Source organism: Vibrio sp. 2-1-2a, assembly GCF_032648565.1.
GTDB classification, from domain to species: Bacteria; Pseudomonadota; Gammaproteobacteria; order Enterobacterales; family Vibrionaceae; genus Vibrio; species Vibrio diabolicus.
In genome coordinates this window covers 549,911-566,825 of sequence record NZ_WBOH01000003.1, presented here as the reverse complement: position 1 = coordinate 566,825, position 16,915 = coordinate 549,911, and the positions used below count along the sequence as shown (strand labels likewise).

The 16,915-nt window shown below is 43.0% G+C and carries 11 protein-coding genes and 1 pseudogene; 8 read left to right on the top strand and 4 right to left on the bottom strand.

Annotated features, from left to right (window positions below; translation table 11 throughout):
• Positions 1–328 precede the first annotated feature (328 nt).
• The 4 genes from F7Y48_RS10815 to F7Y48_RS10800 all read left to right on the top strand — a co-directional run bounded on the left by F7Y48_RS10815 (position 329) and on the right by F7Y48_RS10800 (position 4,877).
• The gene (locus F7Y48_RS10815) at positions 329–1,333 is read left to right on the top strand and encodes a response regulator (protein ID WP_006741121.1); all 1,005 of its coding nucleotides are present in this window, start codon (positions 329–331) and stop codon (positions 1,331–1,333) included.
• Entirely contained in the window at positions 1,333–1,770 is a 438-nt protein-coding gene (locus F7Y48_RS10810) for a PAS domain-containing protein (RefSeq protein ID WP_005396081.1), read from the top strand. The genes F7Y48_RS10815 and F7Y48_RS10810 overlap by 1 nt, the downstream gene beginning before the upstream one ends.
• Positions 1,771–1,856: 86 nt before the next feature.
• On the top strand, positions 1,857–3,398 hold the full coding sequence (locus F7Y48_RS10805) for an NAD(P)H-hydrate dehydratase (RefSeq protein WP_258508549.1): 1,542 nt from the start codon (positions 1,857–1,859) through the stop codon (positions 3,396–3,398).
• 435 nt (positions 3,399–3,833) lie between these two features.
• The gene (locus F7Y48_RS10800) at positions 3,834–4,877 is read left to right on the top strand and encodes a GMP reductase (protein ID WP_005396079.1); all 1,044 of its coding nucleotides are present in this window, start codon (positions 3,834–3,836) and stop codon (positions 4,875–4,877) included.
• A gap of 147 nt (positions 4,878–5,024) precedes the next feature.
• On the opposite strand, the gene F7Y48_RS10795 is transcribed toward F7Y48_RS10800, so the two are convergent.
• The 3 genes and pseudogenes from F7Y48_RS10795 to F7Y48_RS10785 all read right to left on the bottom strand — a co-directional run bounded on the left by F7Y48_RS10795 (position 5,025) and on the right by F7Y48_RS10785 (position 8,614).
• Positions 5,025–6,320, bottom strand: coding sequence for a linear amide C-N hydrolase (locus tag F7Y48_RS10795; protein ID WP_316683955.1), 1,296 nt, complete (start codon positions 6,318–6,320; stop codon positions 5,025–5,027).
• A 465-nt stretch (positions 6,321–6,785) separates the two neighbouring features.
• On the bottom strand, positions 6,786–7,112 hold the full coding sequence (locus tag F7Y48_RS10790) for a hypothetical protein (RefSeq protein ID WP_047008149.1): 327 nt from the start codon (positions 7,110–7,112) through the stop codon (positions 6,786–6,788).
• Positions 7,113–7,199: 87 nt separating this feature from the next.
• Positions 7,200–8,614: pseudogene (locus F7Y48_RS10785) on the bottom strand (FAD-binding oxidoreductase).
• A gap of 559 nt (positions 8,615–9,173) precedes the next feature.
• Between F7Y48_RS10785 and F7Y48_RS10780 the strand changes: the two are divergent.
• On the top strand, positions 9,174–9,647 hold the full coding sequence (locus F7Y48_RS10780; RefSeq protein ID WP_104970567.1) for a DUF1842 domain-containing protein: 474 nt from the start codon (positions 9,174–9,176) through the stop codon (positions 9,645–9,647).
• A 134-nt stretch (positions 9,648–9,781) separates the two neighbouring features.
• On the opposite strand, the gene F7Y48_RS10775 is transcribed toward F7Y48_RS10780, so the two are convergent.
• Entirely contained in the window at positions 9,782–12,463 is a 2,682-nt protein-coding gene (locus F7Y48_RS10775; RefSeq protein WP_316683952.1) for an ATP-binding protein, read from the bottom strand.
• 1,361 nt (positions 12,464–13,824) lie between these two features.
• On the opposite strand from F7Y48_RS10775, the gene F7Y48_RS10770 reads away from it, so the two are divergent.
• From F7Y48_RS10770 to F7Y48_RS10760, 3 genes are all read left to right on the top strand, one after another.
• Positions 13,825–15,123, top strand: a complete 1,299-nt coding sequence (locus tag F7Y48_RS10770) for a hypothetical protein (protein ID WP_316683951.1) — start codon at positions 13,825–13,827, stop codon at positions 15,121–15,123.
• A gap of 7 nt (positions 15,124–15,130) precedes the next feature.
• Complete coding sequence (locus F7Y48_RS10765; protein ID WP_316683950.1) at positions 15,131–16,078, top strand: formyltransferase family protein; 948 nt, start codon at positions 15,131–15,133, stop codon at positions 16,076–16,078.
• 146 nt (positions 16,079–16,224) lie between these two features.
• Positions 16,225–16,839, top strand: a complete 615-nt coding sequence (locus tag F7Y48_RS10760; RefSeq protein WP_164665489.1) for a phage tail protein — start codon at positions 16,225–16,227, stop codon at positions 16,837–16,839.
• Positions 16,840–16,915: the final 76 nt, after the last annotated feature.

The window sequence follows — 16,915 nt, the reverse complement described above, 5'->3', positions numbered from 1 at the left end:
CCTATGAAAGGGTGCTTTTTTATTGCTACGCGATACCGATTTACCCAGTACTCATACTGAGCGGATAGAGTGGAAGTAAAAACGGATTTTTAATTTAAAATGCAAATTTGTGCTTATTTTTAATGGAGGCGTTTTATCCATGTTTGTTTCATGTCACTAAACAGCGAATGGGATGTTTGCTTTTTCGCCATTTTGTTCACTCATCCATTCATATTGCGTATGCTTATTGAATAAAAAATAAATAAAAACTCGTCAGTTTTCTCGTATTACATGCTGTAACAATCTGTTAGACTCCGGCGCAGATTGTGGAATATAAAAAGGTGATTGAATGTCTTTTCCCGTACTCATCTGTGATGATTCAGCGTTAGCACGCAAACAGATGGCGAGATCACTACCAGCCACATTGAATGCCGATATTACGTTTGCTATCCACGGAAAAAATGCGCTAGAAGAACTCGAAAAGAACGAGTTTAAATTGATGTTTCTTGATTTGACCATGCCAGAAATGGATGGCTTTGAAACACTAGAAAACATGCAGCGGTTAGGGAATACAACTCCGGTGGTTGTGGTGTCGGGGGATATCCAACCTAAAGCGAAAGAGCGCGTGTTCGCACTGGGTGCAAAAGCGTTTATTCAAAAACCGATCGCCAAAGATGAACTCAAGAATGCGCTTAAAGAGTTGGTTGAGCCAGAGCCTCGTCCTCAAATTATCACGCCTGTTTCTATTGAGTTACCGATTTTACGTCGTCGCGATATTTATATGGAAGTGGCGAACGTCTCTATTGGTCGAGCCGCAGATGCATTGGCGCGTCATTTTGATGTGTTTGTGCAATTACCGCTCCCGAACGTTAATATCTTCGAAGTGAGCGAACTACACATGGCACTCCGTGACTTAGCGTCGCATGATAACGTATCGGGCGTTTGTCAGGGCTTTTGTGGCGAAGGTATTGCGGGTGAAGCGCTGGTGATTTTGAGCGATTCGAGCGTATCGGATCTCAAGAAGTTGATGAAAGTGCCAGCTGACAGCGACGAACTGGAAGAGCTTGAGCTGCTCATGGATATTTCCAATATCTTGGTGGGGTCATTCTTAAATGGCTTAGGCGAACAATCTGAAGTGCGATTCTTCCAAAGCCCTCCAGTGCTTCTTGGTCAGCATATATCAATTGATTCGATCATTGAGTCTACGACGGGCGCATTCAGCCGCACCATGACATTCGAGGTGAGCTACAACATTGAGGGAACGTCAATCCGTTGTGATTTATTGTTTATGTTCGTCGATGAATCTTTGCCGCTGCTCGATAACAAACTGTCATATCTAATGGAGGAGTTCTAATGTTGAATATGCCAGCAGAGTTTGAACAATTCCATTGGATGGTCGACATGGTGCAAAACGTCGACATGGGGCTCGTCGTCATTGACCGAGATTATAATGTGCAAGTGTGGAATGGGTTTATGACTCATCACAGTGGTTTGCAATCTCATGATGCAATTGGTCGTTCTATCTTTGATATCTTCCCTGAAATCCCGCAGGAATGGTTTAAGTTAAAAACAAAGCCCGTGTATGATTTAGGTTGCCGCAGCTTTATTACGTGGCGCCAGCGTCCTTACTTGTTCCGTTGCCGTAACGTACGCCCTGTTACTCAGCAAGCGGAGTTTATGTACCAGAACGTTACGCTGAACCCCATGCGTACCCCGACTGGGAAAATCAATTCGTTGTTTTTATCTATACAAGACGCGACGGCTGAAGCATTGATGTCTCAGAGTCAGTAGCGATAAAAAACTTTCTCAAAAGCCAAGGTTCGCCTTGGCTTTTTTGTATACTTATAACTGTGTTTCCTAATGCGCAGAACGTGAAGATGGACTTTAATCTCGCCCTAAAACTCTACACCGCAGAACAAGTAAAAAACGGTGAAACGCTGGCAGCGCAAATGGCTGGTGTTTCTATGTATAGCCTAATGCAACGCGCAGGTATGGCTGTGTATGAGCGTTTTTTACACTTATATCCCAAATCAAAAAATATCTTAGTCATTTGTGGCAAAGGGAATAATGGTGGTGACGGATACGTATTTGCCTCGCTTGCTAAACAAGCGCAACTCAATGTACAGGTTTTCCAACTTGGTGATGTGACTGCGCTCAAAGGTGATGCTTTACGCGCATATCAAGATTGGCAGTCCATCGATGGTGTTAACAATGATTGGGATGAGTGGAATACCGCATTGCTAGAAGCCGATGTGATCATTGATGCCATGTTAGGCACTGGTTTAAGTGGTGAGGTTCGTTCGGAGTACCGTCGCTACATTGAGCAAATCAATCAAATTCACACCCCAGTGATTGCAGTCGATATTCCTTCCGGGTTGTGTGCAAATACAGGTGCTATTTTAGGCGATGCCATTCATGCTGAGCATACTGTAACCTTCATTGGTGTTAAGCAAGGCTTGTGCACCGGACAAGCGAGAGATCGAGTTGGTGAACTCCACTTTTGTGGATTGGGTGTAAATATTGAGTTTGATTCTATCGAAGTAGAAAGTGCACTAGGTATTGATCGTCAGGTTGTTTCAAGGTTAATGCCCAAGCCAAATCCGACAGCACACAAAGGTGACAATGGCAAACTACTTTGTGTCGGTGGTAACCAAGGTATGTCAGGAGCGATTCGCTTATGTTCCTCCGCTGCGGTTAGATCCGGAGCGGGTTTAACTGCCGCAATTACTCACCCGAGTAGCCTTATTCCGCTACAGATTGGCTGCCCAGAAGTAATGAGCCAAAGTATCACCGCCGACTTACTCAGGGATACTGAGAACGACTTAACCAAACGCATTCGCTGGGCTGAAGTATTGGTGTTTGGTCCAGGTTTTGGTGATGATGAGTGGGCTTATCAAGCCTATCAATATCTGGTTCAAGAACAGAAACCTAAAGTTGTTGATGCTGATGGGCTCAATATTCTAGCGATGCTAAGCCAACGATGTGATGGCACTTTGGTGTGCGACAACCAGCGAGTGATCACGCCGCATCCTGGAGAGGCAGCTCGACTATTAAATGTGACCACTCAACAAATAGAAAGTGACCGATATTCTGCTGCAAGACAACTGCAAGAGCGTTATGGCGGTGTGGTGGTTTTAAAAGGTGCGGGAACGCTTATTTACGATGGAACGAGAATGTACGTCTGCCTAGCGGGCAACGCAGGAATGGCGACGGGCGGAATGGGAGATGTGCTATCAGGTGTTATTGGTGCATTGCTAGCTAAAGGGTTACCCATTTCCATCGCGGCACGTTTAGGTGTGGTACTCCACAGTCATGCTGCCGATATAAACGTGAGTCAGCATGGTCAAATTGGTCTTTTGGCAAGTGATGTCGTTAGCACTCTTCGTACCGCTATCACCCAAGAGCTCTATCGAACTTAATTATATTTCATGCATTGTTGAGAAAATTGGTCGATTTTTTTGAGTACTTTTTACGAATTAGCAGGGCATCTTAGTATTAGGTGATTGAGTTTTAGGCAGATTTGAGAGGTTGTGCGTTTTCATTTTAAAGGTATGACGCAAAGGTTTGCGCAATAGGTTAACTTGAACGTTTTCTTAAGTTGTTGATAATTATAAATAATGAGAAAAAATAACGACTTGAGGAGTGTTTTTGATATGCGATTATCAAGATGGTATCACAAAAAAAATTCAAATATCAGACTTGTAGGAAATAAATCACAGCCTATAATGCTGAAAACCGGAGCGTCTGCCAACGCTCCGGTTTTTTTGTGTCCGAAGAACAGTGAACTCGTCTGCCAACGAAATCACTACGCACTCTGAGATGACACATATACATATGAATCAAGGAATTACACAATGCGTATCGAACAAGAACTTAAGTTAGGTTTTAAAGATGTACTGTTTCGCCCGAAACGTTCTACCCTTAAGAGCCGTTCTCAAGTAAATTTAACCCGCGATTTTACATTCAAGCATAGTGGTCGTCAATGGTCTGGTGTGCCTGTAATCGCAGCAAACATGGATTCGGTTGGTAGCTTTGCAATGGCTAAAGCGCTAGCTGAGCATGGTGTAATGACTGCTGTTCACAAACATTACACGGTAGAAGATTGGGCTGAGTTTGCTAAATCAGCTGATAAAGCAACCCTGAATAACGTAATGGTGTCTACGGGAACATCTGACGCAGACTTCCAAAAAACCAAAGATATTATGGCGCTTTCAGATGAATTTATTTTCATCTGTATCGATATTGCAAATGGTTACTCAGAGCATTTAGTCGAGTATGTTGAACGCGTGCGAGCAGAGTTCCCAGACAAGGTGATTTCTGCGGGTAACGTGGTTACTGGTGATATGTGTGAAGAGTTGATCCTCGCTGGTGCAGACATCGTGAAAGTAGGCATTGGCCCTGGCTCAGTTTGTACAACTCGTGTAAAAACGGGTGTTGGTTACCCGCAGCTTTCTGCAATAATCGAGTGTGGCGATGCAGCGCACGGCCTTGGTGGCATGATCATCGGTGACGGCGGTTGCTCATGCGCAGGTGATGTATCCAAAGCATTCGGCGGCGGTGCGGACTTTGTTATGCTAGGCGGCATGTTAGCGGGCCACGAAGAGTCAGGCGGCGAAGTTATCGAGAAAGACGGCGAGAAGTTCATGAAATTCTACGGCATGTCTTCTAAGAGCGCGATGGAGAAGCACTCAGGTGGTGTTGCTGGCTACCGTGCGGCCGAAGGTAAAACCGTATTATTGCCATACCGTGGTAGCGTTCACGGCACTATTCAAGACATCCTTGGCGGCGTTCGCTCAACTTGTACATACGTGGGTGCAGCAAAGCTTAAAGAGCTAACCAAGCGTACTACATTCATCCGTGTTCAAGAACAAGAGAACAACGTGTTCGGTAAAGAGTAAATCGACTGAATGTAACAAGTGTAAAAGCAACCATACGTTATATCTATAGCAGATAAAACTATACTATATGCAGCTATGAGCCAGAGTGAGATTGATTTCTTACTCTGGCTTTTTTGCTTCTCATTTGTTTGCGCTTCAAAATTAACTCTAAGCGATTTTAATAGTTGGTCGAGATTCGACTTGTTCAAACGGTAATGATGTTGTAACTGGCATGAGCTGTAAAACGTTTGAAATCTGACAGTCTCTATTTAATCCAATATAGTCTTTGACATTAGCGACTCGCCAAGTCATGTCTCCGTAAGTACGCAGATAGAACGCGGGTGACTGATGACTGTTATGTCTAATAACGCTCCATTGGGTGATATCACTAAAAAAGACTTCAGGGTTATCGGATGTCTCAAACTCATTCGCCATGATGCCCAAAGGTATATCAACGCGATTAAGTAGCTTTTGTCCGAGTGAGAAGGCTTCGTCGAAGTTAGTTGGTTGTTCGCTTAACTGCTTAATTGCATAGGTTTGTACAAATCGAGACGGCGGTGTTGGGTCGGCGGGTAGGCCCATCAAGCCAGCGCCATTGATTGATTGAAGTGGACCAGGCACTTGGACATGACGTTGCATGGTTACTTCATTGTTCGGTTCTGGGTTGTAGTTGCGCAAATTGGAAAAATAAGAGAGGTGATTGACATGCCAATGGTAATTTGGGCAGTTAGTCATTACTCCTACGTAGGAGTGGTCCACAACCACTTTATAATCATCAAAGTCATATTCGGTACATTGATAGCGTGCTTGCTGATTTTCCTCTTTGCTGAACATATCGCTTTCTTTAAATGCTCGATAGATATGCATATTACCGTTAAGAAACTCAATGACTGCACTGTCATTATTTGCATCGTGAATCACGAAATGCTGATCCAACGTCATATTGTCACTCTCTGTTTCACCAGTTGAAATAGTCGAGTTAAACACGTAAACGGGGTGAGTAGTGAAGTACGTCACCATCTCGTCCACAGTATTAAACGTAGACAAGATAAAAGTACCAAACAGGCCGCTGCCTAATGCAAAGGCATCATCAGGGATGTGAGAGGTCGATACATTTTGATTGAGAATGGGCAAGTACAGTGACCCAACAGAAAGGCCGGATTCATTAATGCCATCAGCTGTTAAAAGAGGGTTATTATATCGGGTAATGCCGTTGCAGTGGATGAAGCTTAATTTTCCCTTCCAACTTGCTTTAAACTCACATTCTTTACTGTGACGTTGTGGCGGCTGACCATTAAAAACACGGTCGGCTTTTTCGTCGGAAGTAAAGGTCGTAATTTGGTAAGTTTGTTGGGCTCTAAACCAAATCTCGGTCTGAAGGTTAACTGCAAACTCCATGGTTCTAGCGGATAAGGTTTGGTTGTTGCAACCATAATTGATATTCACATCTGTACACATAGCCATGCTTTCCGTTGTTTATTTTGAATGATGCATATCCAAGAAACTCTCTGAATCAAATGCTTAGAGATTACGTGGATATAGAAGAATTGCGCTTTAATAATGGTTTTAGCCATTGAGATAAGCGCATGCTATTAAGTTAAGCATTCAATCAAAAAACGTCAGTAGCAGTTTAGTATCAGTTGATAGAGTTAAAATAAAAAGTGATGTATTAAGTAAAACTCTTTGATCTTAGAACTCAATAATATATTTATTTTTTCAATCTTGGTTACTCTAGATTTAAAGTTGGTTTTAAAAGTGATTTTTATTGATTCGATTATCTTGCAGTGGTGATATAAAGTGAGAACATAAAGTTAACAATTTCAGATTATGATTGAAAATAGGGAGAGTCTTCAATCCAAATACCGAGAAATGAAACTGCCCGAGAAGTTGTGCAACTGTCTCGGGCGAAGTAATGAATCGGGTAAGCGGCTATAAAGTTTTCTCACAAGAACCGCTAAGTGGTGGAGATATTTTTAAATTATCATTAAAGATTTCCACAGCGACGGGGCCTTTATTTTCGTCTTTTGCATAGTATGCACAGGACTTGTCCCCAGTATAGGTTTCACCTGCCTTTTTGAAACTGTAGTACCAGGAGTCATGGGTAGCGGCACCGGATTCAAAACTAGCAGATTCAGATTGTTCGCCAGTATTCAAGTCGAAACGGACCTCCATTTCCGGAGAGTCTTTAAATCTCACATATCCGGTGATTTTATCGCTGGAGTTATTTTTAACGTAAAATGAACCCTTAGTTGTCATAATTTTTCCTCTTTTTTAATTTCTATACGTGATAGAACGGCCAAATGACGGTCTGTTAATATATGCTTCTTAAGATGCATATTGATGTTAAATGATGGTCTTATTAGTTCTAAGATGATTAAACTTATCCTTAGCGTATTTCTCTTTTATACCGATTAAGTCGCGGTAGCTTCGATCAAAATAAACGCTTGTCGGAATTGCCGGATCTTTAAAGCTGATGAAGGCACCATAGGTTCCCGGTATATCAGCTTCTCTGGCTTTATCAATCCAATCCATGGCTCTGTTTACATCAACAAGTACTGGGTTATTTTGTAGTTCTAGTTTTTGCTTTATCTCTTCATTCCACCAAGTTTGGTATTGGACTGTATATTGACACTGGCGGTAGGGGAAAGATATGTCTTCAAGGTCGTCTGAGTGATGATAAAAGACACCAGTGATCGCACCTAAGGTTACGTAACTAAATAGCCCTTGATCGCGGTTTTCTGGCTTTATCAAAGGCGAAGTTAAGCTTTGCAAAAGTGCAGTATAGCCTTCTGCTTTAAGACCTCGCTCTGACACCAATCGCGAAGTGATTTTGTGAGGTGCTGGGGCGTCATAATCTGGAGGGAAAGGAGAACCGCTTTGACACAAAGAATCGCGCCCCCATGTGCTCATCAGAGAGTGATCGTATTTCTTCCCGTCAAAATCAGTACCATGTGCTTCATAGACTTGAACTAAATCAGGGGAGCAGGCGCTAAATTGAACGGCTATAAATTGGTCAAGATCTTGCACTGTTCCTTCCCAGTAACCGTACATAGTGCAGTGATGGCTGATGGTTTCGAGATCACAGTGGTTAGATGATTCAGGCAGAGCATCAATTTGCAAGTTGGTGCCAAGAAGTTTAGGCGTATCGAGGCTTTTTATAGCCTGCTCCCAATTTTTTAGCACATCTATGGTAGGGTGCGTTGGTATTGGCTGAAGCATACCGTTGATTTTTGGATAGAGGTTCCACTGAAGCTCGAAGCGGTGGATCTCTTTGGGTAAAGGGAATGTTTTTACGCGTAGCTCGGTAACAATGCCATAACTCATGCCTCCGCCGCCTCTTAGTGCCCAAAATAGGTGAGGGTTGGACTCTGCTGAGACTTCTGTGATCGTACCATCACCCAATACCACGGTTGCACTCACTAGGTGCTCACAACACATGCCGTATTTTCGCGTCCAAGGGCCCCATCCTCCGCCTTGAATATAGCCAGTCAACCCAACTGTGGCACAGGTTCCATGTGCAATCATTCGATCATGCTCTGCAAGTTTTGGTGTCAGTTGATAGAAGCGATAGCCTGCACCAATGGTGGCAATATTGTCACACAGTTGGAAGGTCTTAATTCTGCCACGTCAATCAAAATGACGTTGTCACCACTGCATTCACCTGCGTGATCATGCCCTCCTGAGCGAACACGAATCGGGAGACTGAATCGAGTTGCTGTTAGATAGGCTTGTTGAACTTCTTGCGTACTTTCGCACATGACAATGACAAAGGGTTGGTGTTGATAGCGAGTATTGAAGATGAGTGACTCGACTTGATATTGGTTCAAACCGGGAACCGGTGAAACCGTGTTTTCAAGAGGTGTCAGTAATCGCTCTTTAGGAAAACCGCATTTATCCATTTTCTGAATAAACAGTTTGGCATTATTGATTAAGATTGAGTACGCGTTAAGTACAGCGAGGCGTTGTATTTGAGGGTTAGGGTGCTGTTCTACCACTTGGTTTTCTTTCGTTCCCTGCATCCATTCTTGTTCCATTATTTTTTCCATTTGGCTTATGTATTGAATAGTTGTTTTAATATTAACCCGCATGCATATTTTCGCCATATCAGTTTGGTATCAGTTGTTCTGTACAAATCGCCAAAAGCATCAGCGAGAGAGCAATAATATCTGGTTGATGAAAAGAACGAGCGGCATCTGCGTGACCGTAGATAATTTATGTAGTCAAGTAGATCTGAGCCTAAAGTGATACTGAACTTGAATGACGTGTTATCTACATTGAATGGGTCACTAACGACAATAAATTCAGTTGGAGAACACAATGAAAATGGAATCAAAAGAATCACAAGCAATTTTTACTGCTCATTATCAAATTGGCAACGGCTTACCTGGAGGAGTGAACTTCGATGTTAATCTACTCGTGGCCAGCGAAGACAAATCAATAGTGGGTAAAGGACATATCTTTCAGGCCATTAACCCACCGTTAAATGTGGTGTCTGATCTCAATGGCAGTTTCAACTATCAATGCACGATGCGTGATTGTCATATCATGGTGACGTTGCAGGGCTACCAGCCTTACCTAGGTATTGCTCCTCTAGGAGCAGATCTTCACAACGTAACGCTCAACATCCTACTTAATGATGATTGGAAGTCAGGCGTGGCATTTTATCGATATAAAAATAGTTCAGGTAAATGGATTGAAGTAGCAAATCAACGCGTTACTCTACTTTTACCTGAGCATGTTCCTAGCATCGAAAACTTTAAGGTGGAGCAAAGTGATCTTGCTCCAGCATAAATCTAATCAGCGATGACACTGTGCCAAAACACAGATATTCGATGGTTTCGAATATCTGTGTTTGACGAGGTAAATCGAGCAAACAAGATGATTTGACGGTGCAATTAGTCGACTTTCTTCGTTTATTGAATATTTCATGGTTGAGTAGATGTGAAGAGCCAATGGTCGAGCTCATCAACACTTATTTGAGCCTGGTTCAGTTGATGCTTACGCGCGGCCTGATTGAAGTTTAACAACTCAGAGACGGAGCTGGACTGGTCGAGTAAGGCAAGCATCAGATTCGCTTGTTCAATATAAAAATCACCCCATGGATGCGGATCTTCTCGGGTGAAGTTAGCAAGCTTATCGCGATATTTTCGAAGTAGCGTAGGCTGCTTATACTGCCACGCTACTTGGATTCCTTGTTGGTAAAAGCGTAAATAGTTATGACCAACACAGGTAGATTCTAGCCAAGCCTCACCAGTGCGCAAAGCGGAGAGGGCCGTTGATTCATCGCCACAAATAAGTGCCTTGGTAGATACGAGCCAAGGACCAATAAAATTGTGTAGCTTATTGATATGAACAAGCTCTAGAGCCGTGTCGATGTCCGAAAGGGCTTTCTCCTCTTTTCCCTGATACCAGTGCAATCTTGCACTGGACTCCAAAAGAAAAGCGACAAATCGATGAGCATTAAGCTGTTTTGAAATTTGTAGAGCGGTCGATATTTCGTTTTCAGCTTGCACCAAGACATTACGGTCGAGAAAGATCCATGCTGCCGTAAGTCTGGAAACAATTTCTGCTCGGCGGTTTGCCGTGAGATAGGCAAGATTCGAGGCATGCTGAGCCTGTTTTAGTGCTTCGTCAGATTGCAGTTGATAGATCATCACTGTTGCCAGCATGTAGCGATTGGCAGTTTCAATCGAAAGCAACTGATGCTCTTCACACAGCTGCAAACACTCGGTTAAGTGCTCGTATGAGCGGGCCATTTTTCCTTGTGCGTAGGCACAATCACCGAGGCCGCCAAGCGATTTCGCTTTCGCGCGAAAACAGTTTGCTCGTTGACTGTAATCTAATGCAAGTAAATGTTCTTTCTCACATTCGTCTAGCTGCCCAGTAGGGAACAGCATATTACCTCTCATCGAATGAATTTCACACAAAGATTTATTTAACGTCAGCTTTTCACACAGGGCTTGGGCTTGGTCTAAAATCGACATCGCTTGTACAAAGTTGTCGGTTAAGCGATAGGGGTTAATGAGGTCTAAATAGTATTGAACACGTTCAGGAGCATTTTCTGTGTGATGAACCGCTTGCTCAAGAACCTCAATACTCTCTTTGATGCGTCCCATCGAATACAGGCAGTTTCCTTTCATATTTAGTGCATACGCCATCTGTTCTTTAGGTGACTCTTTAATAGCGTACTCAATAAGTGTCAGTGCTTTTTCAAACTGATAATTACTCAGGTAATGTTTGGCGGTCTGTTCAAGAACAGTAAATACACCTTTGCCCTTGGCATGATTGATATGGACGGCATATAAGAATCGATCTCGGTTCTCATACCATTTTGCGCAGGCCATGTGTATTTTTGAACACTGTGACTTGTCTATTTGACGGAAAACAGCATTGCAAATCAAATCATGATGGAAAAGGTATTGATCGCCATTGAGTTTTACTAAGCCAGCGTCGACTAACTTATCTGGTACGTAGCCGGGAATTCGAGTGATTTCACGCAGTTGCTCCAGTTGAAAGCACTGCCCCAACACAGAGGCAGTACAGAGTGCTTGGCGATCTTGGGCTGGAAGTTGAGCTAATTGTATCGAAACTAAATGTTCCAATGACTCCGGAACGTCTTTATCAAACTGAGAGCAAAGCAGTGTTTGGCGCAAGTATAGAGGATGGCCTTTCGCAAGCTTTATACAGTCATTGATATGTTTATTCTGTTGGCATGTGATTGAGCAAGCTAACTCGTAAGACTCTTCAGATGATAACTCCTTAAGTTCGATTAGATTCACGTTGGCAAACCAAGATTGTTTGGAACTAAGTCGTTTTTGCTGCCTAAACGTCAGAAAGAGTAAAATATTGGTTTTTGTGATATGAGGTAGCAGTGTCTCAAGAAATGCCAACATTACTTCGTCGGCCCAATGGACATCTTCAACAATAATCAAATGCGGTTTGCTGGTCTGCCGTTGTTGAATTAAGAAAGGGATAGATTGCTCTATCGTTTGTTTCAGCGTTTGGAACTCCATTAAGTTCAGCAACTGCTTTTCTGATTCGTTGAGTGCTACCCCCATTAACCAATAAAGGCAGAGGTGGAAAGAAGAGGGAATTGATGACTCGACAGTTTGCTGACGAATAGAATCATCGGTATCTTCACGAGTAAATGAACAAATTGCCCGAGTGAATATATTTTGAGGGGACAAGAGATCAGCACTACCATGATTCAGGATTTGAATCTCTGTGGTTAAACACGAAGATCGATTCAAAGACGCAATGACCTGGTTGAGTAGGCTGGTCTTTCCTATCCCTGCGGTACCAGTAATACAATACGTTTGGCCTGCTTCTTGTTTTTGCCATCGCTTGATTCCGCTATTCAATGTTTCTAGTTCAAGTTTACGCCCTACAAAACAGTCAGTATGGCTTTGGTGTAAGGATACAAGATGCCAGTTGTTGAAGTCTGGCTCTCCTGTTAGAAACGGTTTTATTGGTCTGGCACAATTGGACGAGATAAAGCAAGGGCAAGCAGCTATTTCTCCCCAAGGGATTTTAACTAGGATTTCATTGATTGGGGTTATCGCATTCGGATGTTCCGATAGCTCAGTGACTCGATGCTTGTATTTCACATTGATAAAAGACCGAATCGAAGCCGAAAGAGCAACCTGTAATTGAAGGGCTAGTTGTCGAATTCGTTCAAAAACATATTCGTCCGATTCCTGTATAGACCAAGTAAGAACAAACGTCCGGTTTTTTATTATGGGTGTAGTGTTTTGGCTGAAAAGTAATGTTTGCAGAGTCTTTACGGTCAAATCACACTTTGCTTCGATTGCAAAAATAAAAAAATATGGTGGTGATGAAGACACATTTGTAAGTAATGGTTCTGAGGCGCGATCTATTAAGAGGTCCTCTACGGGGACAGAAAAGTATTCCGCGAGATTGGATGCGGTACGATACAGCACATTCGCCCCAGACTCTGCTCGCTTTATGGAAGCAATAGATACGACTAAACCCTGTTGAAAGCATTCTTCCGCCAGTCTTTCTTGGCTCAGTCCTAATTTCTTTCTCAGTTCTTTGAGTCGTAATACGTTGAGTGGAATTCTTCCATCCCTATTTGCCATATTTCACTCCGTTGTAACGTATAGCTTTTCCCAGTAAACCTGAATCGATTGGATATGTTGAGTGAATAAGTTTATCTTATTTCACCACATATAATACTAGTAGTTAAAATGTTACATACGAAAATGAAATGGGCATTTTAATCTTCAAACTACCTTAATTCATTGTTGTATTAGTGGTGTTTTTGTTATTAATAATTTTGATAATTATTGTTGTGAATTCATGTTTTTCTTAATAAGTTTTTTGAAATATCTTTAAATGTATATCTTTTAAAAGATTGCACACCTTCAACTTATATTGGACTGCATTAAACTTTAACCATTAAACTCTTTAATTTTAGAGATATAAATTGATAATCTTATTTTTAGTGTTTTTTTTATTCCTATTCTGGCGAGTTAAGTTTTTCTAGTCTATAAATTAAACATCGGTACTTTCTAAATAACTGCCGATAAAAATAATTTTAATTTCAATATTATAAATAGTTGGCTTTATACAATGGATATTGGCTTTTTCTGCCTGTTAAAAGGATTTCATATTACACCACACTTGAATGCCGCGCTTACCTCTATCAAGGAGACTGCGTGGCTGCCACATGTCAAACGATCTTGTTATCGAGGGGATTGGCAAGCGCTTGCTTTAGAAGAATCCTATCGAAAGGCCTATTACCCTAACTATTTACTACTCTCTGAATTTCCAGAATTGGAACTGTTTTTATCTCAATTTTTCTGCCCAATTTTGTCAGTACGGTTTATGAAATTAGATCCGTGAGCTCAGATATTATAACGCCGAGCTTATGGCGTATGTTTTTCTCAAGTACAGGCTTGTTTACATCATTAACAACTGCTACAGCGGCAATTGAGGTTCATGAATTATGCAAAAGGGCTCACCTATAGAATTCTACCAGCAACGTCCTCAATCTCGTGAGACGGTCGGTGTTGAAGAAGTGCAGCAACAAACTCAACAGTTTGGTTTTGCTGAACCCGAAATGGATGAGCTGCTTAAGTACTCATTACGGACTCAACTTGAGGCTATGCTCCAAAACCAACTCAGCACGGCTGAACGCCAACGGCAACTGAAAGAGAGTTTCGCTGCGGCAGTTGAGCTCGTATTGAAGGAGACAAAAGTTGAGCACCAAACACTGGTGCAAGCCTTTCAGACCATGTATGGCAACGCTTGCCAATCTCTTTCTCTGGCTAAACTCACTCAAGAGGAACTGACCCGACAGTACATTTCCACGTCTGGGCTGGTGATGTCTCCACTTAACTGTAAACACACCATCAAAGATGTGTACCGAATTAAAGGCTTTGCGTGTGGTACAAACAAAGCTATCCAACAAATGCTTGCCAACAAGCCACAGGTTAAAGTGCTTTATCCAGCTTGCGGCCCCTTTGCACCATTGCTGCTGCCTTTACTTGCTCACTACAAACAAAGTGATCGGATTAGCGCAGAGCAGCTTCAGGTGACACTAGTAGATATTCACCCCGGAGCGATTAAAGCACTCAATCAATTGATCGCTGATCTCGATATCGCAGACTACATTGAAGCCTTAGTGGAAGAAGATGCTACCCAATTTTCGTCAACTCAAACGTTTGATCTCCTGATACTTGAAGCGATGCAGCATGGCTTTAGTCGGGAAGGGTTCCTAAGCATCGCGAAACATTTGGTTCAATATTTACATATTCAAGGCGAAATGATCCCCAAGCAGGTATCTGTGCGCGCCATGATGGTCATCGGGGAGACGGAATTTAATCGACAATGGGAAAAAGCAGAGTATGCACATTCCAACCATTGCCAACCGGAAGCGATAGATGATCGAATTGATCTGGGAGAAATTCTTAACGTCAATAAAGCCATGTTGCTCAAAAGCGAGATTTTTGAGCTAGATGGTGGAATAAAAATGCTGCAAGGCAACACCGTTGAGCTGCCGAAAGATGTGCCAGATATGGCAAAACGTATCCTGGCCATTTACAGCCATATCGATACTTACGGAGATGCCATGGTCGGACAATACGACTCCGGCATTACCCATCCTAAACCCGACATGACTTTTTATGTGGATGCCAAGCCCAAAGCTGTTGAACACCATTACTTCGAAGCGAGGGGAGGGGATAAGGTCAGTTTCTATTATCAGTTAACCGGATTGCCAGGTTTTGTCGCCACCCATGGATGATTTCTATATGCAGCAAAAATACGTCGTTTTTACAGGAAGTTGTTACGCCTTGCCCATCATTCAGTTGTTGGCACAACAGCATAAATTGGCGGGCGTGGTAGTACCGGAAGGAGAACTAAATCCTGACTTACAGCAGCTACAGAGCTATCTGAGCGCTCAATCGATTCATATTGCTCAGTATACCGCCAATGACAGCAGTGCTTTGATGGCGCAACTCGATGCTTGGCGAGTCACGGATGGCGTCATCTATTTGTTCAGGCACATAGTTCATTCCTCGCTGTGTCAGTTTTTCAACGGAAACTTGTACAACATTCATCCGGGAAAGCTGCCCGAGTATCGAGGCCCGATGCCTCTCTATTGGCAATTAAGAGACGGTTTAGACACCTTTAGCCTCACCCTGCATCGTCTTGAGGCATCGGCTGATTCTGGTGCTATAGGAATGGAGTTAGAGGTACCATTTCACCCGTTTGAGACCTTAACCAGTGCTCAGCAAAAAGCGTCACAAATGACGGCTAAGCTGATGTATGACTTCCTCATCGCGCAACAAAAGCAAGGGCTGGTTTGGCATAAGCAAGTATCAAACCCCAACGAAGTGGCACGAGCAGTAAACCAACATGATCTGCACATTCGTTGGAACGTGCAAACGAGTCGCGAAATCGTCAACTTAGTGCGAGCAGGCAATCATGACTTCGGAGGTGCGATGTTGAGCTTGCCAAATGGTGTCGCCAATGTTTTGCAAGCAAGCGCAATGGAGACTTCTTTAGCCGGTGTTGAGGCGGGGAGCATTCTCGAGATCAGCCCACAACATGGGTTACAAGTGAAAACGTTAGATAGCGCAATATCAATAGATGTTATTGCTACACAGCAAGGCGTGTTTTCGGGTTATCGCTACGCGCAAATGGCCGGGCTGGACGCTGGGATGTCATTGCTTCAGCACGCTTCAGCCTGCGAGTAAAGAAATATCTCAATACGGCTCTTTGCGGCATTAATGAAGCCCGCAACGGTATTTAGTAATGCGAGATTGGAAAGTTTTACCCAACCACACCAATTACGTTATGGGTTGGTTTTAACTTAAGTGTATACGTTAACAGGAAGAACAGTATGGCTACAGAACCGTATCTTGGGACACTAACCGCATTTGGCGGCAATTTTGCAATTAGAAATTGGGCAATGTGCTCGGGGCAAATGCAGGCAATTGAAGATAATCCAGCACTCTTCTCTCTAGTTAGCACTCTATACGGAGGTGACGCCCGAACTACCTTTGGTTTACCTGATTTGCGTGGCCGCAGTCCAGTTGGTGTAGGCACACGACCTGGGGGGATGGATTATCATCAGGGAGAAAGATTGGGTACTGAACTGGTAACTATTGATATAACCCAAATGCCAGCACACTTACATACGGCAATTTTTACCCCTCTTGGCACTTCTGCACCTGTAACAGGCAGGATGCAGGTTGCTACCAATGCTGCAAATACGCAGGTACCCGAAAGTAATTCGTATATAGCGCAAAACTCTACCCCCGGGTTCTATAAACCGACGTTTCAGCAACCAGATTTGACTGAGATCGAAGGCTTAAGTGTGTCTGGTGGTGGCTCGGAAGGAGGTACTGTAACTGTGACTGAAACAGGCGGTTCAGAGCCACTTAATATTTTGAGCCCGGTATTGCCGATTAATTGGTTAATTGCCACTGCGGGAGTATACCCACCGCGTAGCTAATCAACCAAGAAAGAATTGGCTGAAACTTTCGCTAATCCTTTCCTATAAAAAAATTAAATATTTAAGTTGATTATGA

Coding starts and splice junctions, on each gene's coding strand:
- F7Y48_RS10795 (WP_316683955.1), bottom strand. CDS start 6,320: ATGGCTATGTGTACAGATGTGAATATCAATTATGGTTGCAACAACCAA.
- F7Y48_RS10765 (WP_316683950.1), top strand. CDS start 15,131: ATGCAGCAAAAATACGTCGTTTTTACAGGAAGTTGTTACGCCTTGCCC.
- F7Y48_RS10770 (WP_316683951.1), top strand. CDS start 13,825: ATGCAAAAGGGCTCACCTATAGAATTCTACCAGCAACGTCCTCAATCT.
- F7Y48_RS10810 (WP_005396081.1), top strand. CDS start 1,333: ATGTTGAATATGCCAGCAGAGTTTGAACAATTCCATTGGATGGTCGAC.
- F7Y48_RS10760 (WP_164665489.1), top strand. CDS start 16,225: ATGGCTACAGAACCGTATCTTGGGACACTAACCGCATTTGGCGGCAAT.
- F7Y48_RS10780 (WP_104970567.1), top strand. CDS start 9,174: ATGAAAATGGAATCAAAAGAATCACAAGCAATTTTTACTGCTCATTAT.
- F7Y48_RS10805 (WP_258508549.1), top strand. CDS start 1,857: ATGGACTTTAATCTCGCCCTAAAACTCTACACCGCAGAACAAGTAAAA.
- F7Y48_RS10790 (WP_047008149.1), bottom strand. CDS start 7,112: ATGACAACTAAGGGTTCATTTTACGTTAAAAATAACTCCAGCGATAAA.
- F7Y48_RS10800 (WP_005396079.1), top strand. CDS start 3,834: ATGCGTATCGAACAAGAACTTAAGTTAGGTTTTAAAGATGTACTGTTT.
- F7Y48_RS10815 (WP_006741121.1), top strand. CDS start 329: ATGTCTTTTCCCGTACTCATCTGTGATGATTCAGCGTTAGCACGCAAA.